This window comes from Pedobacter sp. V48 (assembly GCF_000523515.1).
In the GTDB taxonomy this organism is placed as follows: domain Bacteria; phylum Bacteroidota; class Bacteroidia; order Sphingobacteriales; family Sphingobacteriaceae; genus Pedobacter.
The window spans coordinates 1-24,837 of record NZ_AWRU01000004.1; the positions used below are offsets into that span (position 1 = coordinate 1).

The window sequence follows — 24,837 nt, forward strand, 5'->3', positions numbered from 1 at the left end:
TCTCCTTTTCAAGCTCTTCTAGCCTGGTTAAWGCGTTTGGGTGAGAATGGCTTAAATGCTCAACAGAGAGGCCGAAAAACGATGAAAAAAAACAAGCCCCCAAAAACTCCCCCAAAACCGTTAACCAGGCTAGAAGAGCTTGAAAAGGAGAACTTATATCTCAGAGCGGAGAATGAGTTGCTAAAAAAGCTCGATGCCTTAGCTCAAAAGAAAAAGCGTTAGCCATAGAGGAGTTAAGGCATAAATATCCATTAGGACTATTATTGGATATATTAAAAATGGCCAGAAGCAGTTATTATTATCACTTAAAAACAAAATCAGTACTGAGAAAACATGATGCTTCCCAAGATCAAATAAAGAAGATTTATCATCGTCACCAAGGGAGGTATGGCTATAGAAGGATTACCATGGAGATGAAGAATGGGGGTTGTATTATCAATCATAAAACAGTTTTGAAACTGATGAGTACATTAGGACTGAAATCATTGATTAGAAGAAAGAAATACAGATCCTATAAAGGCGAGATAGGTAAAATTGCACCAAATCTATTAAAACAGGACTTTACTTCAACACAGCCTTGCCAGAAGTGGGCAACCGACATAACAGAATTCAAAGTGGGCGATAAAAAACTTTATCTATCTCCAATCATAGAATTATTTAATGGGGAAATCATCAGCTATAACTTGTCTGAATCCCCAAATTTTGAGCAGGTATCCCAGATGATGAAAGATGCCTTCAAAAAGATCAGTAGCAATACAAACCTAATCTTACACTCTGATCAGGGATGGCAATACCAGATGAAGCAATATCAGCGATTACTGAAAAACAAAGGTATTAGGCAGAGCATGTCTAGAAAGGGAAATTGCCTGGATAATGCCATTATTGAGAATTTCTTTGGCATCATAAAATCTGAATTATTCTATCTTAAGAAGTACTACCAGATTGAGGAACTTAAAAAGGATATAAAGAACTACATCGAATATTATAACAACGATCGAATCAAACTCAATCTAAAAGGAATGAGCCCGATTAAATATCGAGCTCATCACATTAATAATTAATTTTTAATTTTGTCCAACTTTTGGGGTGCACTTCAAATGAAGGCTCCCTCTTTTTGCGTTTATATTATTTAAAGAGCAGAAAATATAAAGGTGCTTATAGAACGTGGAGGTAAGGCAGTATCTCCAATTGGGTAAGGGCGAATATTGTCACCCTGCTTTTCAGAAGTTATATAATGCTTTTTAAGCTTTAAAGCCTGTCCTTTAAGTAGCCCTTTCAATACAAAATCAGTTTTTTTAGTTTCACCTGTGTAGTTAATTACATTTATCACAAGACTTTTTCCTTTCGGTTCTTTAAATGCAGAAACCATTACCTGCTGGGCAACCTCCATGTCATTTAAGCTGTCGCTTCTTTGTGTTTCTATACGAACCATACCAGGGCGGATAAAAAGACTGTAATGTCCCAATGCCCACAGGTTTTTAGTTATGGTGTACTTGCTTTCAGGTTTGCTTGCTCTGTGCGGATTTAATGCAATAAGGAAGTAACGTGGATTTAATGGATTCCCAGGCTCATATGCATTCCAGAAGTGCCATGCAGACGCATCTCCTACGGTAAAATCATGGTTAATTACCTTTGCAAGGAACAATGCATGGTCCATCTCGCTTGGCTTACCTGCGATCTTATCTTTATAACCATCGCCAAGCATGGAGTATTCTGATTGCCAATATTCCAGACCATTATATTTCTTTAAAGTATCTCTTAAAGATTTTCTTGTGTTTATTAGCGTACTGTCACCGTTTTCAGTAAAGTATCCATGGCCTTCAACAAACTTTGTGCTATTGCTAAAACCACCTATGTATAACGGGCTTTTTGGATTCCAGAAGCTGTCTATCTGGCGGGATGTACGTCCCTTGTCTGCATATAAGTAATCAAGCTGACCGGCTTCGGTTGTCAGGATCTTTGTACTAAGCTTTTGTTTCTGTAAACTGATATTTAAAGATTTAATGGTTTGATACATTTCTTCATTTGTCCATGGACTGCCTTCCTGGTTAGATTGCTTTAGCCAATCCCATTGGGGCTCATTTATTGGGCTTATGTAGTTAAAACGAAGACCCTCTTTATCATAATGTTTTATTACTTCGGTCAGGAAGTTTGCATAAGCATCATATTTATCGGGCTTTAAATTTGTAGAGCCATCTTTTTGTGACTTATAGCCACGGCCATTCTTGTTAAATTGTACTGGAGGGCTGTTTACAAATGCAATCAAGTCTTTTACTCCATAATTTTTTGCCTGCCGTAACATCCAGGTGTATCCTTGTTGTTTGCTCCAGTCGTAAGTTCCATCTGGAGATAAAAAACACTCTACTCTGCGTGAAGGATCAGCAATTCCACTGCTGTCGCCTTGTTCAGCAGTCCCCCCGCCAATGTTAAATCGCCATGCAGATAAGCCGATACCCTTTGGCTTACCATCTTTTTCAAATTCCCTGCTAAATAACAATTTTGCAATGTGTTGTTTTTCAGCCAATGGCCATTGCTTGCCAATTTCCTCAGTATACCAGCAACCAGACCCGCCTATGTTGTGTATTTGTTGTACGGTTTTGTTGAGCAGAAGGGTAAATTTAATTGGTTTCTGATTTTGCGAGAATGAACTTAGGGTACTGGCTAAAAGAAAAGTGCAAAGGGTAATTTTCCTAATAAAGACACTGGAAAGGAGTAGCTTAATTTTCATAGATACAATATTAATAATTGACGGCTTAATATACATATAACTCTACTTTTAATATATTTATGCCTGATGAATAGACTTAGATTTACCTCAGGCATAAAAAAAATCGTTTTGTTATGCTGCTTGGCTGGCTCTTTTAGCAATTCCGGTGCTCAGGATTTGACGAATATAAAGTTTACGGCAACTGAGGCCCCAGAGTGGACAAATTTATTTGCAAGAAATAATGGATGGTTTGGCGGTGATGGTATCTATACTATTCCATTAAATGGGGTAGAATCAGGTAAATCGGAAGCTAAGAAAACACTCTTTATTTTTAGCGATAGTATGATCGGTAATATTAAAGATGCTAAAATGGAGCCGGGAGCTAAAATGATCCATAATAGCATAGCGATATTAAAAGGTACAAAAGCTGTAAAGGATAACATAACGTTTTTCTGGAAAAACGATCAGACGGATAACCCGGAAACTGTCTTTATACCAAAAACTCCCCTAACAGGCCCTACAGATTATTATTGGCTTGGAGATGGTTTTGTAAATCAGGAGCAAAATAATGCCATCTATATTTTTGGTTACAGAGTGAAACAGGTTAGTGATGGTGCTTTTGGCTTTTCGGAGGTAGGTAATACACTAATCAAAATAGCAGAAAAAGAAGAACCTCCCTATAAAACCTTTGAACAGAAAGACACTCCATTTTATTTAAGCAGTAATGAAACTGAAAAGGAAATGGGCTCATTTGGTGCGGGTATATTCGTGAACACAACCAAAGCCGGTGCACCTAAACCTGACGGGTATGTTTACGTTTATGGTGTAAAAGGGATGGCCAAAAAATTGCTCGTAGCAAGGGTAAAACCTAACGAATTTGATGATTTCGCTAAGTGGAATTTCTGGGATGGAGCCGCATGGAATGCCGATATTAAGAAGGCTGAAGCAATAACAGATCAGGTTTCAAATGAGCTTAGCCTATCAGTATTGCCAGATGGGAGATATGCTTTAATTTTTCAGCAGGGTGGCATGGGAAGAGATGTAGGGATGCGTTTAGGGAAAAGCCCTATCGGGCCTTTTGGGCCGATAATAAAATTGTGGGATAGTTCTGATGCGTTAATAAAGAAAAGTTATTTCTCTTATAATGCTAAAGCGCATCCAAGTTTATCTGAAAAAGGAGAACTTTTAATTAGTTATAATGTTAATTCTTTTGATTTCTTTAAAGATCTTGAAACGGATCCTCAATTGTACAGGCCCCGGTTCATTAAGATAAAATTTAACTAAAACTGAAAAGGAAGTGTAAAAATGAGTGAAGAACCAGAAAAGAAACCAATATTTTACGACAGATGGGCATTTAGATATTTGGCGATAGCCTGTTTGGCGTTAATAGCGTGTGCAATTGGAGCAACTTTTTATAACCATCATCCAAAACCCTTAAAAGAAAACAGGTTTGCTAAGAGAGACATTCATGCAGGCAGCAGCAGGGCAATATTAACTTTGGCCAGCGGTAAAAAGATCAGTCTTGATGAAGCGCCAAATGGAATTCTGGCTGAGGAGTCGGGAGCAAGCATTGTAAGAACAGGCAGCGGACAAATTACTTATGCTGTTCATGAAAGTGCGCTTAGTTCTGATACGGTCAAAAATGTAGGTGTTAATCATCTTGAGACTCCCTTAGGCGGCCAATATCAGGTTCGTTTGCCAGATGGTACTAAGGTGTGGTTAAATGCAGCATCTAAATTAACTTATCCGGCATCATTTGATCCAGGTGCTGAGCGTAAAGTAGAGCTAAGGGGTGAAGCTTATTTTGAGATTGCTCAGATTGCCAATACGCCATTTGTAGTATTTTCTGGAAAGCAGCGTGTTGAGGTTGAGGCGGGGCGATTTAACATCAGCAGCTATCCTAATGATGAGGCGATAAAAACTACCCTGTTGGAGGGAATGGGCAAAATTAATTCCGATAATATCATAAAGTCAGGCCAGCAGTCTATAAATAAAAAAGGCAATTTGGAAATCATTCCTGCAAATACCAAGGAAGCAGTTGCATGGAAAAACGGGCTCTTCTTATTTGAAGATGAAAGCCTGGAAACTATAATGAAAAGTATTTGCAGATGGTACAATGTTGAAATAATTTACGTCAACGAAAATGCACGTAAGGAATTATTTAGTTTATCTGTTTCAAGGTTTGACAACATTTCCTCTACTTTAAAATCTTTAGAGAATACAGGTTTTGTAAGGTTTAAAATAAAGGGGAGAAAAATAACCGTTCTTCGCTAAGTCTGGCATCTGTTGCGAAAAGCAACAGCGCCCAGGCCTCATTGAAGAAGGTGATTTTTAAGGAAAGCAGGGGGCTATCTTTCTTTTGCCAGATGAACAGGCAGTATTAATTATCATCACTTCATATTAACATAAGCAGGGAGATTGCCATGCTATTTCCCTTAAATTCAGTGCCTGAGGCTTAAGAACTATTTTTGCCCTTTAGTGCAATTTTTTCGAGCCTATGAACATCACTTAATTTAAAAATCTTTATTTAGAAGTTTCTCTAACTCTCCAAAAGATACGTTCATTCTTACACGGCCTTGTTTAGCATAGGCAATCTCTCCGGTTTCTTCTGAAACGATTACCGCAACGGCATCTGTAGTTTCGGATATGCCAATTCCGGCCCTATGACGAAGACCAAATTGAGGTGGTAATTTATCATTATCAGTTAAAGGGAGGATACAACTTGCACTTTTAATTTTGTTTTCTGCAATAACAACGGCTCCATCATGGAGCGGGCTATATTTTTGAAAGATGCTTTCCAGTAAACGTTTTGATATTTTTGAATCTATGAGCTCGCAACTGTTGGCGAAAAGCTGGTCGTCGTAAAACTTTACAAATACAATTAGCGCACCTGTTCTGGATTTTTTCATGCTTTTGCAGGCATCAATGATAGGTTTTATCCTTACTAAATTGTCGCGCTCAATGTTTTTACTTCCAAACAAATAGCCCCACCAGGCTTTGTTTTGCTGTAGGAAAGTGTTTTTCCCGATGAGTAATAAGAAGCGCCTGATCTCTGGTTGGAAAATAACGATGAGGGCTATTATCCCCACACTCATGAATTGGTTAATGATGGTGGATAGTAAATTCATCTTTAATGCATCTACGACCCAGTGTATTACCAGTATGATTACCATACCTAACAACAGGTTTACTGCGAGGGTGTTCTTAATCAGGTTGTAGATGTAATAGATAATTAAAGCGACAAGAATAATGTCTACCGCATCTGTAATTGTTACCTTTAAGAAATCGAATTCTAAGCCTTTCATCACTGCCAAGTTATGGATTTTTATTGTTGCTGCGTCTTTTGAACTAAAGCTATACACTCTACTGCAGCTTTTACATCGTGAACACGTAATATGCTTGCGCCTTTTAATAGCGCTATAGTATTCAGTACGGAGGTTCCGTTAAGAGCTTCCTGCGGGGTTAAACCCAGAAATTTGTAGATCATAGATTTTCTGGAAAAGCCCACAAGTAAGGGAAGTTCAAAAATGTTAAAGTCCTGAAGTTGATTTAGCAGCTGATAATTCTGATCTAAAGTTTTTGCAAAACCAAACCCGGGATCTAAAATGATATCCTTTATCCCCAGTTTCTGTAGTTCAGCAAGTTTAAGTGAGAAATAATCCGTTATGTCTAATGCAAGATCTTTATATTCCGTTTGTTGTTGCATGGTTTGTGGGGTTCCCTTCATATGCATCATAATGTATGGAACCTGAAGTGCAGCAACTGTTTCAAACATGGCTTCATCCATGTCGCCCGAAGCGATATCATTTATGATATGCGCGCCGGCCTCTATGCTTTCTTTTGCTACCCTTGCTCTAAAAGTGTCTATAGAAATGATTGCCTCAGGTAACTTTTTTGTGATAGCCTCTACAACCGGAACTATCCTTTTTAACTCTTCGTCTGGACTCACTTCTGCTGCACCCGGACGAGAGGAGTATGCTCCTATATCTATAAACTTAGCTCCATCTTTCAGAAAGGCTTCCGTTCTTTGTAGTGCCTCGTCTAAAGAGCCGGCTCTGCTTTGATTGTAAAAGGAGTCTGGGGTCAGATTTAGGATGCCCATTACACATGGAGCACTGATATCCGTCAGTTTGCCTTTGACGTTTAGTGTAGTCTTTCGGTTTAAAAATGTATCTTTAGCCATTGTTTGAATACAAACTTAGATAAAATCTTTAAATGATTTTACTCAATTAGGATACTGTATTAAAACGGATGTAAACTTATTATTTTAATCGTTTTGGCAACAAACACTTCACAAGAATTTGACTCGGTAATTGCGGTTTGCAAATCGCTTTTTTTAAAGAAAACAAACGACTATGGAACAGCATGGCGAATATTAAGGCCGGCTTCCATAACAGACCAGATCTTCATTAAAGCACAGCGAATCCGCACGCTCGAAGAAAAGAAAGTATCCAAAGTAGGAGAAGACGTCGTTTCTGAGTATATAGGAATTATTAATTATTGTGCAATTGCCATGATGCAACTTGAACTTGGAGAAGATGATCCATATGAGCTTGGGGTAGAAAGAGTAGAGAAGCTTTTTGATGAGAAGGTAAATGAGACCAAAGAACTAATGTTTGCCAAAAATCACGATTATGGTGAAGCTTGGAGAGACATGCGGATTAGCTCTTTAACAGATCTGATTTTAATGAAAATTTTAAGGGTAAAACAAATAGAAGACAATTCGGGGCATACCCTGGCCTCCGAGGGTGTAAATGCAAATTATCAGGATATGCTAAATTATGCTGTTTTTGCTTTAATTAAGTTGGGCGTAAAATAGCTGGTAAACAATGAAGAAAGCTGCATTAAACTTTTTCAGGATATTTGTTGGTATCCTTTTTATATTTTCAGGGTTAATAAAAGCCAATGATCCGCTTGGATTTGGTTATAAATTGCAGGAGTACTTCGAAGTGTTCCATATGCCATTTCTTAGTGGTATGGCTACTGGAATCGCCATATTGCTTTGTGTATTTGAAATTGTACTGGGGGCTTTACTACTTTTTGGCTTTTGGCGCAAACAGGTAACTACTGGTTTATTGGTGGTTATTATTTTCTTTACATTTTTAACCTTTGTTTCGGCAGCGTTTAAAGTAGTAACCTCATGCGGATGCTTTGGAGATGCCATTCCTTTAACACCTTGGCAATCCTTTACTAAAGACCTGGTTTTATTGGGAATGATCATTTACCTATTCAAAAACAGGGATAGGATTAATCCGGTTACTGAAAGTGCCAGATGGCAAAGTGCTTTATTTGCTATTGTACTTACCTTTTCATTAATGTTTAGTCAGTTCACCTATAGCAGATTGCCAATACTGGATTTTCTGCCTTATAAAGTTGGGGCTAGCTTGCCTGATTTGATGAAAATACCTGCGGGAGGAACGCCTGATGAGTATTTAATCATGTACAACATGAAGAATAAGGAGACAGGTGAAACCAAGGTGATGAGTGATAAAGATTATCTGAAAACAGAGATATGGAAGGATGATAACTGGGAAATTATTGGTGAGCCGGAAAGCAAGCTGATTAAAAAAGGTTATGAACCTAAAATTAAAGATTTGCAAATAACTGATGCTTCTGGTACAGATTATACAAAAGAGCTCATAGAAAACCCGTATTACAATCTGGTAATTGTAGCTTATAATTTAAAAGACTCCAACGAGGAAGGTATAGCTAAGTTGAATGCGTTGGCATTGAATGCAACGGAACAATTTAATATCAGGTCTATAATGTTAACCTCCAGTTCAGCACAAGATGCAGATGCCTACAGCAAAAGAATGAAACTGTTTAGTGAAGTTTTCTATGCTGATGCCGTGCCTTTAAAAAGTATGGTAAGGGCAAACCCAGGTGTGCTTCTACTAAAAAATGGGGTTGTTATTAATAAATGGCATTATAATAATGTCCCTTCTTTTGACGAACTTACTAAAATGTATTTTGCTAAATAATCATGTTACAATACGCTTTTAAAAAATTCATATATGGATTTGCCGTTATGGCAGGCGTAATTGTAGTCGTGTTTGTATTATTTAATGTATTGCCGGGAGACCCTGCAAGGATGACTTTAGGACAACGTTCTGATGTGCAATCTTTAGAGGCTGTGCGCAAAGAATTTGGTTTAGATAGGTCAAGACCGGTACAATTCTTCCTTTATTTAAATGACCTATCGCCACTAGGGCTCCATGATAATGATAAGGAAACCAAGGACAAGTACCACTATGTGAAATTGTTTTCTGTTGGTAATGATGTTGTTGCGCTTAAATGGCCTTACTTAAGGCGCTCCTATCAAACTAAACGTGATGTAACCACTATTCTTACTGAGACGGTTCCCAATACCTTTATTTTGGCGTTTACGGCCATGATATTTGCCACTATCATAGGTGTTTTTCTAGGGGTACTGTCGGCCGTTCATAAAGATAGCTGGATTGATAAAACTGCAAATGCTTTTGCAATTTTGGGTATATCTGCGCCGTCCTTTTTTGCCGGGATTATTATTGCCTGGTTTTTTGGCTTTGTGCTTAGTGATTATACCGGGTTAAATATGTCTGGCAGTTTATATAGCTATGATCCTTTTGAGGGTGAGGTAACTACCTGGAAAAATCTGTGGTTGCCGATGGTAACCCTCGGTTTAAGGCCACTGGCAATTATTGTACAGTTAACGCGCAGTGCGATGTTAGATGTTCTTGCGCAGGATTACATCAGAACTGCACGGGCAAAGGGATTAGGGAGAAATGCAATAATTTACAAGCATGCACTTAGAAATGCCCTAAATCCTGTTATCACCGCTATTTCGGGATGGTTTGCTTCCTTGCTGGCTGGTTCGTTTTTTGTAGAATATATTTTTGGTTATAATGGTTTAGGGCGCACTACTGTAACTGCTCTGGAGATGTCGGATTTTCCGGTAGTTATGGGCTCCATACTTTTTATTGCCTTTGTTTTTGTAGTAATTAATATTTTTGTAGATATTTTATATGCCTTTGTTGATCCAAGGGTAAAGCTGGCTTAAGAATGAAGATATTCCTGATTGGATTTATGGGTTGCGGCAAAAGTACTTTAGGTAAAAAATTAGCCGCTAAATTGGGTTACGATTTTATAGATCTGGACCATGTATTGGAAGACAAGGTGGGTTCCAATATCGGAGATTATTTTGCCGCTAATGGAGAAGATGCTTTTAGAACATTGGAAAGTAAATTGTTGAAAGAGCATGATTACCCTGCAAACTGTGTAGTAGCAACCGGTGGAGGTGCTCCATGTTATTTTGATAATATGGAATGGATGAACGACAATGGGGTTACCATGTATGTCGAAATGCCCCCAATTGCCCTGGCTAAGAGATTGGAAAAAGGTAAAGAAAAACGTCCTTTAATTAAAGATATGAATCATGAGCAGCTGATTGATTTTATTGAAACCAGGTTGGCAGAAAGGAACCGTTTCTATAAACGTGCTATTTTAAGTGTTGATGGAATAAACCTCACACCAGATAAAGCATTGGAGCAATTATCTCAGATCATCTAAATACTGTTTGGTTTGTTTTTCTACTTCCAGAACGGCAAATTTAATTGCTGAACCTACTCTTGTTGTTTCTGCTTTTACGGGGATTGAAGAAACAGTTGACAGGGCATCAGTATAGTATTTTCCCCAGGTTGATATGATGTGCTTTTCCTGCTGGATAGTAGACTTTCCGTTAATAATGGCTTGTTTGCTTAGGTTATATTCAGTTTTTAATCGAATTAAAGCAGCCGCTTTTACTTCATTAACGGTAAATAATGCGGTGTTCTCATCGGCAGTTACCAGTGTGTAAGCAGTGGTTAGGGCGCTGATTCCAACGTTTTTCATCGTTGTTGCAGATACTTTGTCTAGCCGGTCATTATCAGTATGGTAAAAAACATCGGTAAAATGCCACATTAATAAACCTGGGATTTTGCTTTTCAAGAAAGGCGTATGGTCACTGCCGCCCTCAAAAGGATTATAGTTAACCTTCCAGTTTGCATACTTGCCCTGGTCATTACAGATTTTCATAACCAGATCATTGTAGTAATGAGGAAAAAAATCTTCCTCCTTTACATCACCAGATCCCCATTCTGAATGTTTATCTGTACCTCTGGTCCATATAGCGGATGGATCGGGCATTTTTTCTATAAGGAAAGATCCTCCGGTTTTCTCTGTGTTTTCTCCAACCATATCCAGGCTCATTCCCCACATAATTCCCTCTGCTCTTTCGTTATTCTCTTTGATGTATCGCTGGGTAGAAACAATTTCATCACCCCATAAAAAGGTTAGGGTTCTTTGAGGGGTAAGTTTCCCGGATTTTACCAGTGAGGCAGTAAGTCTTGCCATTTCAGCTAACGTACCTACTCCCGATGCATTGTCATTTGCGCCTGGTTCCTGCACATGAGCGCTGTATACAAAACGCTCATTAGGCTTAGTATTTCCTTTTATGTTAGCAATTATGGTTAATTCTTCTGAAGAATAAGTATTTGTTGCTACGGTAACATTTAGTTTAACGGGACCTTTTGCTATTGCTTTCTTTAAGCGCTCTTTGGCCTTGTATGAAAGGTTGATGGCCCAGCCCTTACCATCAGGGTTATTGATTCCTGAAAATTGAATAGAGGTTTGATATTTCTCCGGTTGGGTATAATCAGGCATTGCGAATCCTAAAACTCCCAGCGCTCCTGCATTGATGGCAACATTGAATAACCTCCCTGTTCCAATCTCGGAAAATACAATTTTGCCTTTAATGTCCTTATCATCTATTGAGCTGATATCTGCTGGATTTACGTAAATCACCTCGGCAGTAATACCTCCTGTAGGTGTTGAAGAAGAGTTTATCGTAATCATGTTGCGATTTGTTTTAAACTCTAATAGCGGTTCATGCTCACCTTCAATGCCTACTGTGGCATTAATAGGTTCCCATGTATTTTGCATCATCGGACGTTTTTCGATCCGGTAGGTTAATAAGGCTTCCGATTCATCTTTTTGTTCCGCTACAAAGCCCGCTTTTTTTAATAGCCCTTCTACATAATAAATGCTCTTGTTAAAACCCTTATTGCCAGGCAAACGCCAATGCTGTTCCACAAAAGCTGTGGTTTCAAAGGCGTTCTTTTCACTGAACCCGTTGCGGGTAAGGTCGAAATAGGATGACGTAGGGTCTTGCGCAAAACTATGCGAAGTATATAATATTAATCCGGCAAGCAGCAGTTTTTTCATGCATATAAAATATGCCGAAATATACTAAGAATCGCAGAATCGTTCTAGGGTTATCTATCTATTAATATCTTGTCTCTTTTTCATAGAGTAATCTACTGAATAGGGGCCAGAACCAATAACCCAAAATAAAACTAATAACAGCAGTACAATAATTGAAAGCCACAATTCAGAATTCAATGCTGAAAAGCCATGTGATAGGTTGACGAAAAAAACAGCACACAATAGTATTGGAATCTGTATCACAGATGCAAATCGTGTAAGCAGGCCTATAGCAATTAGAAGACCTCCAACCAGATGTACAAATCCCACAATGTGAACGGCTACGCTTGCCATCATTCCAGAAAAACCAAATACATTATTCTGTAATAATAGATCTTGAAGCACAGCAGTGTTGCTAACTATTGCAATGCCTTTACTAAAAATGAGAATACCTAAAGCAATACGGATGATGTCTAGCCATTTGGCATGATGTAGATCGCCCCAACGCTCGATTTTTTGAATAACAGTCATGATAATGCCTCCTATTTTATAATGGTCTATTAAAGCTAACTAATTCCGGTTAAATAATCAATAGCAAGATATTAACAATCAATATATTATAATGTTTTCCAGGAAAGGTCTGTTTGCTTCTGAAGTATAGACGAAAAAGCGGTTCTGGGAGGTAAATTTAAATATGGATAGGTCACTTTTGACAGGTATAATCCTTGAGGATGGGCTGGTGTAATTAATGCAGGAGTTTGCTTTGTGATCAGGTAACTTTCAAACTCGTCTACACTTAGAATTCCTTTTCCAATTTTTAAAAGCTGGCCCATGATAATCCTGATCATCTTGCTTAGGAAGCGATTTGAAGAGATTTGGAAGCGTAACTTTTCCCCGGTGGAGTCTATAGCCAGATTTGCAGACATGACATTACAGATGGTGTGTTCATATTTGTCAGGGCTGGTACAAAAGGATCTGTAATCCTTATAATTTGGAAGTATTTCAACGGCCTGTTTCATTTTATCAAAATGAAGATCTTCAAGCAAATAAAAGGAACTGAGGCCACTCAGAAAAGGATCTTTATAGGTGTGGATAAAGTAGTCGTACGACCTTTGTACTGCGTCAAACCGGGCATGTTGCAAACCATCCATTGCAATGATATCAAATATGGCAATATTTGCAGGCAAAAGCTTATTTAACCTGAATAGGAGATCGAAATCCCATGCCTGTTCTATATCCATGTGAAAAAAGAACTGACTGGCATGTACATGTGCATCGGTACGTCCGCAACCGATAATAAATACGGGGGTTTTTAATACCTGAGTAAGTGCTTTCTCAAGCACACCTTGTACGTTCAGTACTCCGGGTTGTTTTTGCCAGCCGTTATAGTGTAAGCCGTTATAACCAATGTGAACAAAGTATCTCAATATCTTATTTTCTAGATCTCCTGCTTAATTCGTCAACAGGCATAGACAACATTCTGCCTACTGGTTGTTTTCCTTTGTATGTAATCACTTTAAGTGTAGTAGCGTCTTTTGGTGGGGATAGCTTTTCTGTGTACTTAGGATAAAAACGATCGGGAAATGAATTATCGAAACTATAATAAATATCGAGTCCCGGCGCCTCGGTACTCAATTCAATCATAAGCTGCTTATCTGCCGATCTGCTTACACTAAATATAGGATCGTAAACACTTGGGGCATATTTCGTTTCAGCTACGTCAAGCCTTTTAAAATGCTGCTCAACGCGATTAAAGAAATTGTTCCAGTTTTTCTTTTCAATTGGCGACCACACAGCCTCCGCTATGGCCAGGCCTCTTGGCCAGGTCATATATTCTGCCTGGCGGATATTGTAAACTTGTTCAGTCCATAAATTAGCCTGTCCTCCTTTAATGTATTTTTTGTCGACTCCAGCTGGGATTGGATCAAACTCATACGATTTGCTCAATCTTAATGAGGCGTATACCTTGGGTTCTGTTATGGGATCAGCCTGCATATAATCTAAGTAAGCATAAGTAGTTGGACTCATCACTACTTCGTGTTTTCTTTTAGCTGCTTCAATTCCATATTTCATTCCTCTCCAGCTCATCACCGTAGTGTTTTGCGGCATATCTCCATCCAGAATCTCATCCCAACCCATAAATTTCTTTCCTTTTGATTCAACAATTTTTTGTACGCGTTTTTCAAAATAACCCTGAACCTGATGCATATTTTTTAAGCCTTCCTTTTTCATCAAGGCTTTAATGCTGTCACTCTTTTCCCAAAAATTGAAAGGGGCCTCATCGCCACCCATATGGATGTATTCGAAAGGAAATAATTGGGCTACCTGTGTAATTACAGTATCTAAAAAGCTGTACACTTTTTCATTGGCAGGACAAAGTGTGTTATCTACTAAAGCAATAGGAGGGGCGCCTCTAGACCAATCCATAATTCGCTCACCAGAACGCACACGATAGTTCTCGGCACCAGGGGTACATGATAATTCAGGATACGAAGCAATTGCAGCTAAACTATGACCGGGAACATCTATTTCTGGCATTATATCTACAAATCTTTCTTTGGCATATTGTACCAGTTCTCTTATGTCATCCTGGGTATAAAAACCTCCATAGTTTCTGGGCTCATCAGCTGCAGGAGGGAAGAAGTTTCCGAATTCTCCCACCTTTTTTACATTCCAGGCACCTACTTCAGTTAATTTTGGTAGCCCTTTTATTTCTATCCTCCATCCCTCATCATCAGTTAGGTGTAAATGGAGGACATTATATTTATATCTTACCATTGCATCTATGTATTGTTTCACTTCTGCTTTGGTGAAAAAGTGACGCGCTACATCAAACATTAATCCCCTCCATCCAACACGGGGATAATCTATTATTTCCACACAAGATGCTTTCCATTCTATATTTTCAACAGCTTCCTTGCTCTCAATTTCTTTAGGAAATAGCTGAATAAGGCTCTGAACACCATAAAATAAACCTGCCGGTTTATTTGCTTTAATGGTAATATGATTAGGTGTTACCGACAACTGGTAACCTTCTTTACCTAACGCTGAATTTGCTTTTTCATTTAAGATTAGGTTAATGGTTGATTTTGTAGCCGGAGTGCTCACCTCAGCAACATAACTTCCTGTAGGAATAGAAAGTCTTTCCTGTAAAAAAGCCACCACCTGCTTTATTTCTGCCACTGCAGGAGCTTGTATAACCACATTTGAAGGAAGCACAAAATACCCCTCACTTTTTATAACTGATACCGGTTCTGGTATAATTGCTATATCCGGGGCATTATTTACTATAGCAACTGTTTCTGTTGTAGCTTCGGTATTGGGAATAGCATACTGACCGAACGCAGGAATACTTAAAAGACTTAAACAAAGCAGGTAAAAGATGTTTTTCATAATTGCCGCAATTTATCAATTTTACTTAAGGGCATCCAAAACCCGGAACAGTTTTTTGCTGATCCCGGAACCGGAATAGTTATTTATGTTAATCACAATGATATATTTATTACCGCTCTTGTCGGTGTAATATCCGGCATATGCCGAAACGTCATTAATGCTTCCACTTTTAAGTTTCATGCCATTGTTTTCCGGCAATGATTCGTAATAAGCCGGGAACCAGCTTTCTTTTTGACTTTGAAAAAGAACACTTGCCATTGCTGCGGTTGTTACCCGGGTGCCAGGGGATAAGCCACTGCCATCCAAAATGTTTAAAGCGCGACTATCTATGCCTTTCGTAGACCAGTAATTAATCACAGTGGCCGCTCCGTTTTGTGTTGTAGCTTCTTTTCCTGATTTCCAGGCAATGGTTTTTAATAAGTGTTCTCCATATAAGTTCACACTTTTTTTATTGAACCAGTATACAATTTCGCTAAGGGTAGGAGAGCTTATTGTTGTTAATTTTTGGGTCACTACTGGCATTGGTTTTTGTTCGGCCGTCAACTGTCTGGCTGTAGTAGGTGTTTCTGTAGCGCCTATGCCTATACGATGTAAAGTGTCTTGTAATCTAAATGCGGCATCAAAAGCAGGATCAGGCAATGCTGCCGAAACTCCAGATTTTGAAATCCCAATAGCCCAGCTTCCTCTTAAATACGCAGTAGTACCTAGCGGAGGTAAGTAAGCATAAACCCTGTCTCCTGTGCCCTCGGCGCCCGCCTTCAATTCATTTACAAACTTAATGTAAGGCATTTCAGGGACGGTTTTTAATACTGTTACAGTCCGCTCGGCTCTATTTGCCCTTAAATGAAGGTCAAATTGATTCTCTCTCCAACTCAGTGCGGAAGCTCCTGCGCCATAGTAATTGCCTATATCCTGCCAAATCCAGCCATCAGGAGTTGTTTGGCTTCCCCATAAACCATCATCACCGATAACTTTTCCTTCGATCTTTTTAATTCCGGCTGCTTTTATGGCATTTACCCATTGATTTAAGATCACCCCTTCTTTAGTTGTTTCATATCGCCATGAACCTAATGTAGGGTCTCCGCCACCAACAATAATCAGGTTTCCTTTTAGTGTCCCTTCCGAATTGATGGCGCCACTATAAGCCAATACAGTCTGGTATTGAAAATCTTTACCTAATAATCCAAATGCAGTTGCCGAGGTGATGGTTTTCAATGTCGAGGCGGTAGCAACGCCTATATTCTCATTTCTACTGAATATCGTTTGTCCGGTTTTTGCATCCAGAACGCATAAAGAGGTTAATGCATATTTCGCCTGTGGGTCGGCAAGCAAATTATTAAAGGCTTGTTCCAGTTTCTGCACAGGTGCCTGTGCGTAAACAAGACCCTGAGACAAGAGGAACAGTAAAAGGAAAAATTTCTTTAACATAGGCATTTTAAAAAAAAAGTGATGTAAAAATAGCAATCGAGCTATTTCTACATCACTAACGTTTTATACAGATATTTTATATCAGTTCATTTCTTACCAGAAACTCTGCAATCTGAACTGCGTTGGTTGCAGCACCTTTACGTAAGTTATCGGCAACAATCCACATGTTTAATGTGTTTGGCAACGACTCATCACGTCTGATCCTTCCTACAAATACTTCATCTTTTTCGTGAGCATCTTTAGGCATAGGGTATTTAAGGTTTGCTGTATCATCAACAACAATGATTCCTTCCGTTTTAGTTAGCAAATCTCTTACATCAGCAAGGTCAAAATCATTCTCAAACTCTATGTTAACTGATTCAGAGTGACCACCCATAACTGGGATACGTACTGTAGTAGCAGTAACCCTGATGCTGTCGTCGCCCATGATCTTGCGTGTTTCAAGTATCATTTTCATTTCCTCTTTTGTATATCCGTTTTCAGTGAATACATCAATTTGAGGAATAACATTTAAATCAATAGGATATGCATAAGCCATAGGGCCATCAGTAATTCCTTTACGCTCATTCATTAGTTGTTCTACAGCTTTTACACCAGTACCGGTAACAGATTGGTAGGTAGAAACCACAACGCGTTTGATTCTATATTTATCGTGAAGTGGTTTTAACGCCACTACCATTTGTATGGTTGAACAGTTCGGGTTTGCAATGATCTTATCATCGATAGATAATTCATTTGCATTAACTTCAGGAACGATCAGTTTTTTTGAAGGATCCATACGCCATGCCGACGAATTATCAATTACTGTTGTACCAGCCTCAGCAAAAAGAGGAGCATATGTTAATGAAGTACCACCACCTGCAGAAAACAATGCGATGTCGGGTCTCATTGCAATTGCAGTTTCCATATTTACAACAGCATACTTCTTACCCTTGAATGAGATTTCCTTACCAACACTCTTCTCAGATGCTACAGGGATCAATTCAGTTAACGGGAAGTTACGCTCTTCTAATACTTTTAACATTACGGTGCCTACCAGACCGGTGGCGCCAACTACTGCAATTTTCATTTTTTTCTAATTGTTTTTTACTTGTTTTTAATTAATTATAAAGGTTTTATGTTTAATAAGTCCCCAAAGATGTGAAATATTTCAGCATTAAGTAAATGTTTCTGCAAACCAGGGTACTTATAAACAAAAAAGGGAAGTGATTTTTGTAAACCACTTCCCTTTTGTTGTTAAGATATATCTTCTTAAACCAGTTCGCGATTTACGTAATCAAAGCTTTGCTTAATGCTTACAAAAGGATCCTTTGAAAAATTCTCCTGCTCAACAATTAAGTGTTTAAGGCCTGATTCTTTAGCGTGCTTATAAATGCTCTTAAAGTCGATTTTTCCAGTGCCTACTTCGGTATTAATGGTGTTGTTGGCTTTATCCATATCCTTTACATGCCACATCACAAAACGGCCAGGATGTTTCGCAAATAATGCAAGTGGATCGTTCCCAGATCTTACAACCCAGTATAAATCCATCTCAAACTGAACATTTTTCTTATCTGTTTCCTGAAGCAGGATATCGTATCCCGTAGTCTCTCCGTATTTTTTAAATTCAAAATCGTGATTATGGTATGCTAACTGTAATCCAGATTTAGCACACAGTTCTGCTGCTTCATTTAATCTTGCTGCTACCTTTTTAAAAGCATCAAGGTCAGGTCTTAATGATTCATCAAGATATGGACAGGTAAGATATTCCATATTTAAAGTTAAAGCACCTTCAATTAAAGGTTTAACTTCATCCAGATTGCCGCTTTTAATAAAGCCATCTAAACCAAAGTGGCCACTAGGAGCTTTTAATCCATTAGCATCAAGCAAACCTTTAAATGTTTTGGCATCTAATCCCCAAAATCCTGCATCAGCAGTATAGCCATAGGTTTCAACTTCTTTGTAGCCGGCTTTTGCTACCTTTTCTATTACACCTTTAACATCTTTAGGTAGTAATTCTCTTAAGGTATAAAGTTGTAGCCCAATTGGGTGAGCTCCAGCTGCGGCAGGAGTGCTGCTGCAAGCAAAAGATGGTAATAACGCTGCACCTGCAACGGCAATACCCGCTTGCTTAATAAAATTTCTTCTAGAATTCATAGTTTTTGAATTATACATCACAAATATTTACTGCTTCTCTTAATGATTTTATACCGTCTTTATTCTTTGGAATAAATTCCTGAGCCAGATAGCCTTTGAAACCAGTAGCCAAAATAGCTTTAATAATGGCCGGATAAAATAGTTCCTGAGTATCATCAATTTCATTTCTTCCGGGTACTCCGGCTGTGTGATAATGAGAAATGTATTGGTGGTTATTTGTTATTGTACTGATAACATTCCCCTCGTCAATCTGCATATGGTAAATGTCATAAAGCAATTTAAAGTTTTCAGAGCCTAACCTTTTGCATAGCTCAACACCCCAAGGGGTATTATCGCACTGATAATCTCCGTGGTTAACTTTACTGTTAAGCAGCTCCATAACCACTACTACATTATGCTTTTCAGCAATTGGAAGTATTTGTTTTAAGCCTTCAACACAGTTTTTTAATCCTGTCTCGTCGTCTTTGCCCCTACGGTTTCCGCTAAAGCAGATCAATTGCTTGTATCCCGCTTCGGCAACCTTCGGAATCATTTCTGAATAGTTTTTAATCAGCGTTGCATGAAATTTAGGATCATTCCATCCATCTGGGATACTGATTTCTGCACCATTACACATTGAAGAGTATAAGCCATGTTTTTTTAAAGTAGCCCAATCATTAGGGCCAACAAGGTCTATTGCTTTAATACCAATTTTTTTTGCCTCAATACATAAAGTATCAAGATCTATGCTTCCAAAGCACCAACGGCAAACAGAATGATTTACATTTCCTTTTAGCATAGTTGACTTATATGGCTCAAGAGCAAAAGCGGGCAAGGCTGCAGAAACACCTAAGGCGGCGGTTCCGGCAACGATATTTTTCAGTGCAGATCTTCTGCTTAATTCTGATTCCATTTTTTTAAATATCTAAATTTTGATTTGGTTCAAATAGATTAATGAGCAATAGCTTCTTCTTCAATTTTCTTTTTATCATTGAAAGTTAGTGCAAACAATAAGAAAACTACAAATGCAATACCAGATGGAATTAGCCATACCATTTTCCAGTCGGCAGCTCCATTGGCACCTTTGTAAGTATCTGTAATCCACCCTGCAACTTCAAATCCAATAAGCATACCAACACCATATGTAGCTAAGGTGATTAATCCCTGAGCAGCACTTTTATATCTTTCACCGGCTTTTGAATTGGTGTAGATCTGTCCTGATACAAAGAAGAAATCATAGCAAATACCATGTAATGCAATACCGATCAGAATCATAAAGCTAAGCTCTCCTGCATTTCCATAGGCAAACAATAAATACCTAACAGACCAGGCAAGCATACCTACAAGGATGGTTTTCTTGAATCCGTATTTTTTGAAGAAAAAAGGGATCAATAGTAAAAATAGCGCTTCTGAAATTTGTCCGATTGCCATCTTACCAGTAGGCCCTTCAACACCGATATTAGATAAGAAAGGGTGAGCATTTTGGTAATAGAATGCCAGAGGGATACAAATTAGGATAGCAGAGACAAAGAATATAGCAAAGTTTTTATCCTTTAATAGCTTCAAAGCATCAAGGCCTAAAATATCACCGATCTTTACTTTTTCACCGGCAGCCACTTTTGGTGGCGTTTTAGGTAGGGTGAAACTAAATAAACCTAAGCCTAATGAAGCTATGCCAGCCATAAGGAAAGTGTTTTTTAATAAACCTGCAGACAGGGCCTCAGGTGAATCCCAAATGAATACATAACTGATAATTAGTCCAGCTGTAATCCAACCGATAGTTCCCCAAATCCTGATAGGAGAGAACTCTTTCTCCGGATCTTTCATCTGGTTAAAGGATACTGAATTTACTAAAGCAAGTGTTGGCATATAAAGAATCATGTAGCCTAATACGTATGGATAAAAAACAGATATATCTGCAGCAGTATACATTTGATACATCAAAGCAGCACCAAGAAGGTGTAAAACACCCAGGATTTTTTCTGCATTGAAAAATCTATCAGCGATTAAGCCGATAATAAAAGGGGCAACTATAGCTCCCCATGATTGGGTTGAAAAAACAGCGGCAGTTTCTGAACCTGAGGCCGAAAGGTTCTTGTCCAGAAAAGTACCTAAGGTAACAAACCATGATCCCCAGATAAAAAATTCCAGGAACATCATGATTGATAATTTAACACGGTTAGTCGTATTCATATTCGGGTTTTCGTTATTCTTTAAAAGTTAAATTATAGTTCTTTAATCATAATGTTACGGTACCAAACAGCATCTCCATGATCCTGAAGAGCTATTTTGCCTGATTTGAAAGTTCCAAATCCTTCCCAGCCAGCAAATTTGCTTTTTGAAACAAGATTTTTCCAGTTTTCATCCCAAAGTGTAGTAGTTACTACTTTAACACCATTTAATCTTAATTCGAGTGCTCCATTGTTACTGATTACTTCAGCTGTATTCCATTCTCCAACAGGTTTTACCGGTTCAGAGTTACTTTTAACAAGATCATACAAATCTCCCGCTCTGTGCTTGGTTATCTTCCCGTCCGGATGACCATCGTTATCCAGCACCTGCATTTCTAAACCTGTACTATATGTCGCACTATATTTCGGGTCTTCGTGTACATAGAAAATAATACCGCTATTCGCTTTAGGAGCTACTTTCCATTCCAGTTTTAAATGGAAATTGCTGTATTCCTTATCTGTCACTAAATCACCTCCACCGTCATTTTGGCCGTTTGGATCAAAGTGGAGTGTTCCATCTTCTACTTTCCATTTACTACCGGCGGTTGTTTTTCCATATGTATGCCATCCGGCAGTGGATTCACCATTAAATAGTTTGGTGAATCCTTTTGTGCCTTTTTGACTTTTTGTACTACTGCAGCTCATTATTGTTGTTAAGATCAGCGCAGAGAAAATGTATTTTTTCATTATGTGGTTTAAAATTGTTCTTTATGTTTTATGCGCCCAAAGTCCAGCCTTTGCGATACTCACGTTTCACATATTGGTTCACATCATCAAGGTTAGTAACCTTCATCAGGTCATTATCCCAAAGTAATTTGATATTACGGCCAGGATAAGAGATTTTTCCTTCACTGTTTTTACGTTGAACATCAACACCACGTATGGCAAGGTTCGCCATTAATAAGGCTTCTGTAAGCGGGCCTGCAATTTCAAAAGGAGAACTTACTTCCTGCTTGCCATAACCGGCAATAGCAGCTTCAACCCATTGTTTGTAGTGACCACTTGCACCACCCTGTACGCGGGCAAATTTCTGCGCTACTTTGATGTCTTTGTTTTTAGTTAAAGGAAGTAGTTTCGGGTTTGCGCTATAAGTTTCGCACATCATTTTACCTTTTGTACCAATAAATAGGGTACCGTTACCACCGTCTCCAAAAGTTTCATTTGCTTGTAATTCTTCTGGTCTTTCAGGTTGGATACCACCGTCCATCCAGTGTACCGTAACGTCACCTTTAGTTTTAGTCGTTTTAGGGAATTTTAAAGTTACATGGCTTGATGGAGGACAGCTATCAGGGAAATATCCTCTTTTGAACTCATCAACATATACAGAACCAACACTAGCCTGAACTTCGCTCGCATACTTTAAATTTAAAACACTAAACGGAGCTTCTAACAAGTGACAGCCCATATCTCCAAGAGCACCGGTACCATAATCCCACCAGCCACGCCAGTTAAACGGAACCAATTTATCTACATAGTCTTTGTATGGGGCAGTACCTAACCAAAGATCCCAATCAAGATCTGAAGGTACCTGAGCTTTATTAGCCGACCATGGAATACCCTGAGGCCATACCGGACGATCTGTCCATGCATAGACCGTGTGTACATCTCCAATCAATCCTGCATCATACCATTCTTTCATTTGTCTTGGGCCATCATTTGACGCACCCTGATTTCCCATTTGGGTAACCACTTTATATTTTTTAGCAGCAGCGGTTAAAGCTCTTGCCTCATAAATATCATGAGTTAAAGGTTTTTGAACATACACATGTTTACCCAACTGCATTGCTGCAAGGGCAATAATGGCATGGTTATGATCTGGAGTAGAAACAGAAACAGCATCAAAATTTTTAGCTTCTTTATCCATCAATTCGCGCCAATCTCTATAGTATTTAGCTTTAGGGAAAGCTTTTACGCTATTCGCAGCTCTTGAATCATGCACATCGCATAAAAAACCAATATCGGCTTTTCCACTTTTTGCAAATTCAGCAATATCAGATTGACCTTTTCCTCCTGCACCAATCCCCGCTACAATTAATCTGTCGCTAGGAGCTAAAAATCCTTTTCCGCCCAAAACGTGACGCGGAACTATCATGAATGCAGATGCAGCAATAGCTGATGTTTTTAGAAAACTACGTCTGTTGGTAGCATTCTGATCTTTTTTTGTTTCTTCCATGGTTCTATTTGGTTAGGTAGGTTGAATTATTTTTTTAGTGATAAAATATATTTTACCATTTCTTTTGCATCGTCTTTACTTAATGTCGGGTGAGGAGTCATTGGAATTGCACCCCAAACCCCTTGTCCACCTGCAATGATCTTATCAGCAAGATGTTCAATGTTCTCATCAGTTGCAGGATATTTACCGGCCACATTTACATAAGCAGGACCAACAAGCTTTTGAGTTTTGCTGTGACATGCTAGACAGTCAGACTTCGCAATAAGTGCTTCGCCTTTCCCCTTTTCTGCCGACGCGGCTGGAGCAGGGGCTGCTGGTGCTGGTGCCGCCTCTTTTGCAGTTGTATCAGTAGCTGCTGGGGTAGTGGCTTCAGTTGCAGGAGCAGATGCTGATGTGTTAGCTGAATCTGCAGCTTTATTTGCTGCCGCCCTTTCTTCCGGACTTGCACATGAGGCCATAAAGATTGCTAAACAGCCTAAAACTAATAATGTTCTTTTCATTGTTGTGTTGTATTATTTATCTAAACCTAAAATTCTGTTATTGAAATCATCATCACCACCTGAAGCAGCGAAATCATCGAATGCTTTAGTGGTTACTTTAATGATGTTCTTTTTAATGAATTCCGCGCCTTCTCTGGCGCCAACTTCAGCATCCTTAATGCAGCATTCCCATTCCATTACCGCCCATCCTTTGTAATCGTATTGCGCAAGCTTACTGAATATGGTTTTGAAATCTACTTGTCCATCACCTGGAGAACGATATCTTCCGGCGCGGTTTGCCCAGCTTTGGTAACCACCAAATGTTCCCTGTTTACCTGTTGCATTAAATTCTGAATCTTTAACATGGAATGCCTTTATGCGCTCATGATAAAAATCAATATACTGAATATAATCAAGCTGTTGTAAAACAAAGTGAGAAGGATCGTAAAGCAAGCATGCACGAGGGTGATTGTTTACTTTTTCAAGGAACATTTCATAAGTGATACCATCAAAAAGATCTTCACCCGGATGTATTTCGTAACATACATCTACACCACAGGTATCGAACTCATTTAATATTGGAGTCCATCTTTTTGCAAGTTCAGTAAAGGCGGCATCAACTAGCCCTTCCGGACGCTGAGGCCACGGATGGAACATGTGCCATAATAATGAACCACTAAATGTGGCATGTGCATTTAAACCAAGATTCTGAGAAGCTTTTGCAGCGTATTTTAGTTGCTGTACAGCCCATTCTGTTCTTGCTTTAGGATTGTTTTTATACTGATCAGGGGCAAAGGCATCAAATGCAAGGTCATATGCCGGATGTACTGCAACCAGCTGACCTTGTAAATGTGTCGACAATTCCGTGATTTCCAAACCGTATGATCTAACCTTACCGGTTAATTCATCAGCATAAGTTTTGCTTTCTGCTGCTTTTTGAAGGTCAATAAACCTTGCGTCAAGCGTGGGTACCTGAATACCCTTAAAGCCTAAGCCTGCCGCCCATTCACAAATAGCATCTAAAGAATTAAAAGGAGCCTCATCACCAATAAATTGAGCAAGAAAAACTCCGGGACCTTTAAGTGTTGTCAT

The 24,837-nt window shown here is 38.8% G+C and carries 23 protein-coding genes and 1 pseudogene; 8 read left to right on the forward strand and 16 right to left on the reverse strand.

What is annotated here, in order from left to right; translation table 11 throughout:
• Window positions 1-222: pseudogene (locus tag N824_RS34000) on the forward strand (hypothetical protein); the annotation flags it as partial.
• Between the two features lie 2 nt (window positions 223-224).
• The gene (locus N824_RS03085) at window positions 225-1,061 is read left to right on the forward strand and encodes an IS3 family transposase (protein WP_152542344.1); all 837 of its coding nucleotides are present in this window, start codon (window positions 225-227) and stop codon (window positions 1,059-1,061) included.
• 68 nt (window positions 1,062-1,129) lie between these two features.
• Here N824_RS03085 and N824_RS03090 read toward each other — a convergent pair whose 3' ends face one another.
• Complete coding sequence (locus N824_RS03090; RefSeq protein ID WP_048903691.1) at window positions 1,130-2,728, reverse strand: glycoside hydrolase; 1,599 nt, start codon at window positions 2,726-2,728, stop codon at window positions 1,130-1,132.
• Between the two features lie 66 nt (window positions 2,729-2,794).
• Between N824_RS03090 and N824_RS03095 the strand changes: the two genes are divergently transcribed.
• Entirely contained in the window at window positions 2,795-3,991 is a 1,197-nt protein-coding gene (locus N824_RS03095; RefSeq protein WP_052334042.1) for a DUF4185 domain-containing protein, read from the forward strand.
• A 21-nt stretch (window positions 3,992-4,012) separates the two neighbouring features.
• Window positions 4,013-4,981 (forward strand): FecR family protein, encoded by a 969-nt coding sequence (locus N824_RS03100; RefSeq protein WP_048903692.1) that lies wholly within the window; start codon window positions 4,013-4,015, stop codon window positions 4,979-4,981.
• 239 nt (window positions 4,982-5,220) lie between these two features.
• Here N824_RS03100 and cdaA read toward each other — a convergent pair whose 3' ends face one another.
• The gene (gene cdaA / locus N824_RS03105) at window positions 5,221-6,012 is read right to left on the reverse strand and encodes a diadenylate cyclase CdaA (RefSeq protein WP_048903693.1); all 792 of its coding nucleotides are present in this window, start codon (window positions 6,010-6,012) and stop codon (window positions 5,221-5,223) included.
• Window positions 6,013-6,032: 20 nt separating this feature from the next.
• Complete coding sequence (gene folP, locus N824_RS03110) at window positions 6,033-6,890, reverse strand: dihydropteroate synthase (protein ID WP_048903694.1); 858 nt, start codon at window positions 6,888-6,890, stop codon at window positions 6,033-6,035.
• 93 nt (window positions 6,891-6,983) lie between these two features.
• Here folP and N824_RS03115 point away from each other — a divergent pair, with 93 nt between their 5' ends.
• Genes N824_RS03115 through N824_RS03130 form a run of 4 tightly spaced genes read left to right on the forward strand, consistent with a single transcriptional unit; the run spans window position 6,984 to window position 10,255 of the window.
• Entirely contained in the window at window positions 6,984-7,526 is a 543-nt protein-coding gene (locus N824_RS03115; protein WP_048903695.1) for a DUF1599 domain-containing protein, read from the forward strand.
• Between the two features lie 10 nt (window positions 7,527-7,536).
• Window positions 7,537-8,688 (forward strand): BT_3928 family protein, encoded by a 1,152-nt coding sequence (locus N824_RS03120; protein ID WP_048903696.1) that lies wholly within the window; start codon window positions 7,537-7,539, stop codon window positions 8,686-8,688.
• Between the two features lie 2 nt (window positions 8,689-8,690).
• Entirely contained in the window at window positions 8,691-9,746 is a 1,056-nt protein-coding gene (locus N824_RS03125) for an ABC transporter permease (RefSeq protein ID WP_048903697.1), read from the forward strand.
• A 2-nt stretch (window positions 9,747-9,748) separates the two neighbouring features.
• Window positions 9,749-10,255, forward strand: a complete 507-nt coding sequence (locus N824_RS03130) for a shikimate kinase (RefSeq protein WP_048903698.1) — start codon at window positions 9,749-9,751, stop codon at window positions 10,253-10,255.
• Here N824_RS03130 and N824_RS03135 read toward each other — a convergent pair.
• The 13 genes from N824_RS03135 to N824_RS03195 form a co-directional block, all read right to left on the reverse strand.
• On the reverse strand, window positions 10,238-11,947 hold the full coding sequence (locus N824_RS03135; RefSeq protein ID WP_052334043.1) for a M28 family peptidase: 1,710 nt from the start codon (window positions 11,945-11,947) through the stop codon (window positions 10,238-10,240). The genes N824_RS03130 and N824_RS03135 overlap by 18 nt on opposite strands.
• A 54-nt stretch (window positions 11,948-12,001) precedes the next feature.
• Window positions 12,002-12,457: a DoxX family protein gene (locus N824_RS03140; protein ID WP_048903699.1), complete on the reverse strand. Its 456-nt coding sequence runs from the start codon at window positions 12,455-12,457 to the stop codon at window positions 12,002-12,004.
• An 86-nt stretch (window positions 12,458-12,543) separates the two neighbouring features.
• Window positions 12,544-13,353 carry a tRNA pseudouridine(38-40) synthase TruA gene (gene truA / locus N824_RS03145; protein WP_048903700.1) on the reverse strand — a complete coding sequence of 270 codons (810 nt, stop codon included), beginning with the start codon at window positions 13,351-13,353 and terminating at the stop codon, window positions 12,544-12,546.
• Between the two features lie 4 nt (window positions 13,354-13,357).
• Window positions 13,358-15,319, reverse strand: a complete 1,962-nt coding sequence (locus N824_RS03150; RefSeq protein ID WP_052334044.1) for a beta-N-acetylhexosaminidase — start codon at window positions 15,317-15,319, stop codon at window positions 13,358-13,360.
• A gap of 21 nt (window positions 15,320-15,340) precedes the next feature.
• A complete protein-coding gene (dacB, locus tag N824_RS03155) occupies window positions 15,341-16,747 on the reverse strand; it encodes a D-alanyl-D-alanine carboxypeptidase/D-alanyl-D-alanine-endopeptidase (RefSeq protein WP_048903701.1) in 1,407 nt (468 codons plus the stop codon).
• 76 nt (window positions 16,748-16,823) lie between these two features.
• Window positions 16,824-17,816: an aspartate-semialdehyde dehydrogenase gene (locus tag N824_RS03160; protein WP_048903702.1), complete on the reverse strand. Its 993-nt coding sequence runs from the start codon at window positions 17,814-17,816 to the stop codon at window positions 16,824-16,826.
• Between the two features lie 182 nt (window positions 17,817-17,998).
• Window positions 17,999-18,883 (reverse strand): sugar phosphate isomerase/epimerase, encoded by an 885-nt coding sequence (locus tag N824_RS03165; protein WP_048903756.1) that lies wholly within the window; start codon window positions 18,881-18,883, stop codon window positions 17,999-18,001.
• A gap of 10 nt (window positions 18,884-18,893) precedes the next feature.
• Window positions 18,894-19,775 (reverse strand): hydroxypyruvate isomerase family protein, encoded by an 882-nt coding sequence (locus N824_RS03170; RefSeq protein ID WP_048903703.1) that lies wholly within the window; start codon window positions 19,773-19,775, stop codon window positions 18,894-18,896.
• A gap of 38 nt (window positions 19,776-19,813) precedes the next feature.
• Complete coding sequence (locus N824_RS03175; RefSeq protein WP_048903704.1) at window positions 19,814-21,055, reverse strand: MFS transporter; 1,242 nt, start codon at window positions 21,053-21,055, stop codon at window positions 19,814-19,816.
• 32 nt (window positions 21,056-21,087) lie between these two features.
• Window positions 21,088-21,780, reverse strand: coding sequence for a DUF1080 domain-containing protein (locus N824_RS03180; RefSeq protein WP_048903705.1), 693 nt, complete (start codon window positions 21,778-21,780; stop codon window positions 21,088-21,090).
• A gap of 28 nt (window positions 21,781-21,808) precedes the next feature.
• Window positions 21,809-23,266 carry a Gfo/Idh/MocA family protein gene (locus tag N824_RS03185; RefSeq protein ID WP_048903706.1) on the reverse strand — a complete coding sequence of 486 codons (1,458 nt, stop codon included), beginning with the start codon at window positions 23,264-23,266 and terminating at the stop codon, window positions 21,809-21,811.
• A gap of 26 nt (window positions 23,267-23,292) precedes the next feature.
• Window positions 23,293-23,766 (reverse strand): c-type cytochrome, encoded by a 474-nt coding sequence (locus tag N824_RS03190; RefSeq protein WP_048903707.1) that lies wholly within the window; start codon window positions 23,764-23,766, stop codon window positions 23,293-23,295.
• Between the two features lie 12 nt (window positions 23,767-23,778).
• The gene (locus N824_RS03195) at window positions 23,779-24,837 is read right to left on the reverse strand and encodes a sugar phosphate isomerase/epimerase (RefSeq protein WP_048903708.1); all 1,059 of its coding nucleotides are present in this window, start codon (window positions 24,835-24,837) and stop codon (window positions 23,779-23,781) included.

Excerpts from the sequence above, each read along its gene's own strand:
- N824_RS03090 (WP_048903691.1), bottom strand. The coding sequence starts at position 2,728 with ATGAAAATTAAGCTACTCCTTTCCAGTGTCTTTATTAGGAAAATTACC.
- N824_RS03095 (WP_052334042.1), top strand. The coding sequence starts at position 2,795 with ATGAATAGACTTAGATTTACCTCAGGCATAAAAAAAATCGTTTTGTTA.
- N824_RS03100 (WP_048903692.1), top strand. The coding sequence starts at position 4,013 with ATGAGTGAAGAACCAGAAAAGAAACCAATATTTTACGACAGATGGGCA.
- cdaA (WP_048903693.1), bottom strand. The coding sequence starts at position 6,012 with ATGAAAGGCTTAGAATTCGATTTCTTAAAGGTAACAATTACAGATGCG.
- folP (WP_048903694.1), bottom strand. The coding sequence starts at position 6,890 with ATGGCTAAAGATACATTTTTAAACCGAAAGACTACACTAAACGTCAAA.
- N824_RS03120 (WP_048903696.1), top strand. The coding sequence starts at position 7,537 with ATGAAGAAAGCTGCATTAAACTTTTTCAGGATATTTGTTGGTATCCTT.
- N824_RS03125 (WP_048903697.1), top strand. The coding sequence starts at position 8,691 with ATGTTACAATACGCTTTTAAAAAATTCATATATGGATTTGCCGTTATG.
- N824_RS03130 (WP_048903698.1), top strand. The coding sequence starts at position 9,749 with ATGAAGATATTCCTGATTGGATTTATGGGTTGCGGCAAAAGTACTTTA.
- N824_RS03135 (WP_052334043.1), bottom strand. The coding sequence starts at position 11,947 with ATGAAAAAACTGCTGCTTGCCGGATTAATATTATATACTTCGCATAGT.
- N824_RS03140 (WP_048903699.1), bottom strand. The coding sequence starts at position 12,457 with ATGACTGTTATTCAAAAAATCGAGCGTTGGGGCGATCTACATCATGCC.
- N824_RS03150 (WP_052334044.1), bottom strand. The coding sequence starts at position 15,319 with ATGAAAAACATCTTTTACCTGCTTTGTTTAAGTCTTTTAAGTATTCCT.
- dacB (WP_048903701.1), bottom strand. The coding sequence starts at position 16,747 with ATGTTAAAGAAATTTTTCCTTTTACTGTTCCTCTTGTCTCAGGGTCTT.
- N824_RS03160 (WP_048903702.1), bottom strand. The coding sequence starts at position 17,816 with ATGAAAATTGCAGTAGTTGGCGCCACCGGTCTGGTAGGCACCGTAATG.
- N824_RS03165 (WP_048903756.1), bottom strand. The coding sequence starts at position 18,883 with ATGAATTCTAGAAGAAATTTTATTAAGCAAGCGGGTATTGCCGTTGCA.
- N824_RS03170 (WP_048903703.1), bottom strand. The coding sequence starts at position 19,775 with ATGGAATCAGAATTAAGCAGAAGATCTGCACTGAAAAATATCGTTGCC.
- N824_RS03175 (WP_048903704.1), bottom strand. The coding sequence starts at position 21,055 with ATGAATACGACTAACCGTGTTAAATTATCAATCATGATGTTCCTGGAA.
- N824_RS03180 (WP_048903705.1), bottom strand. The coding sequence starts at position 21,780 with ATGAAAAAATACATTTTCTCTGCGCTGATCTTAACAACAATAATGAGC.
- N824_RS03185 (WP_048903706.1), bottom strand. The coding sequence starts at position 23,266 with ATGGAAGAAACAAAAAAAGATCAGAATGCTACCAACAGACGTAGTTTT.
- N824_RS03190 (WP_048903707.1), bottom strand. The coding sequence starts at position 23,766 with ATGAAAAGAACATTATTAGTTTTAGGCTGTTTAGCAATCTTTATGGCC.
- N824_RS03195 (WP_048903708.1), bottom strand. The coding sequence starts at position 24,837 with ATGACAACACTTAAAGGTCCCGGAGTTTTTCTTGCTCAATTTATTGGT.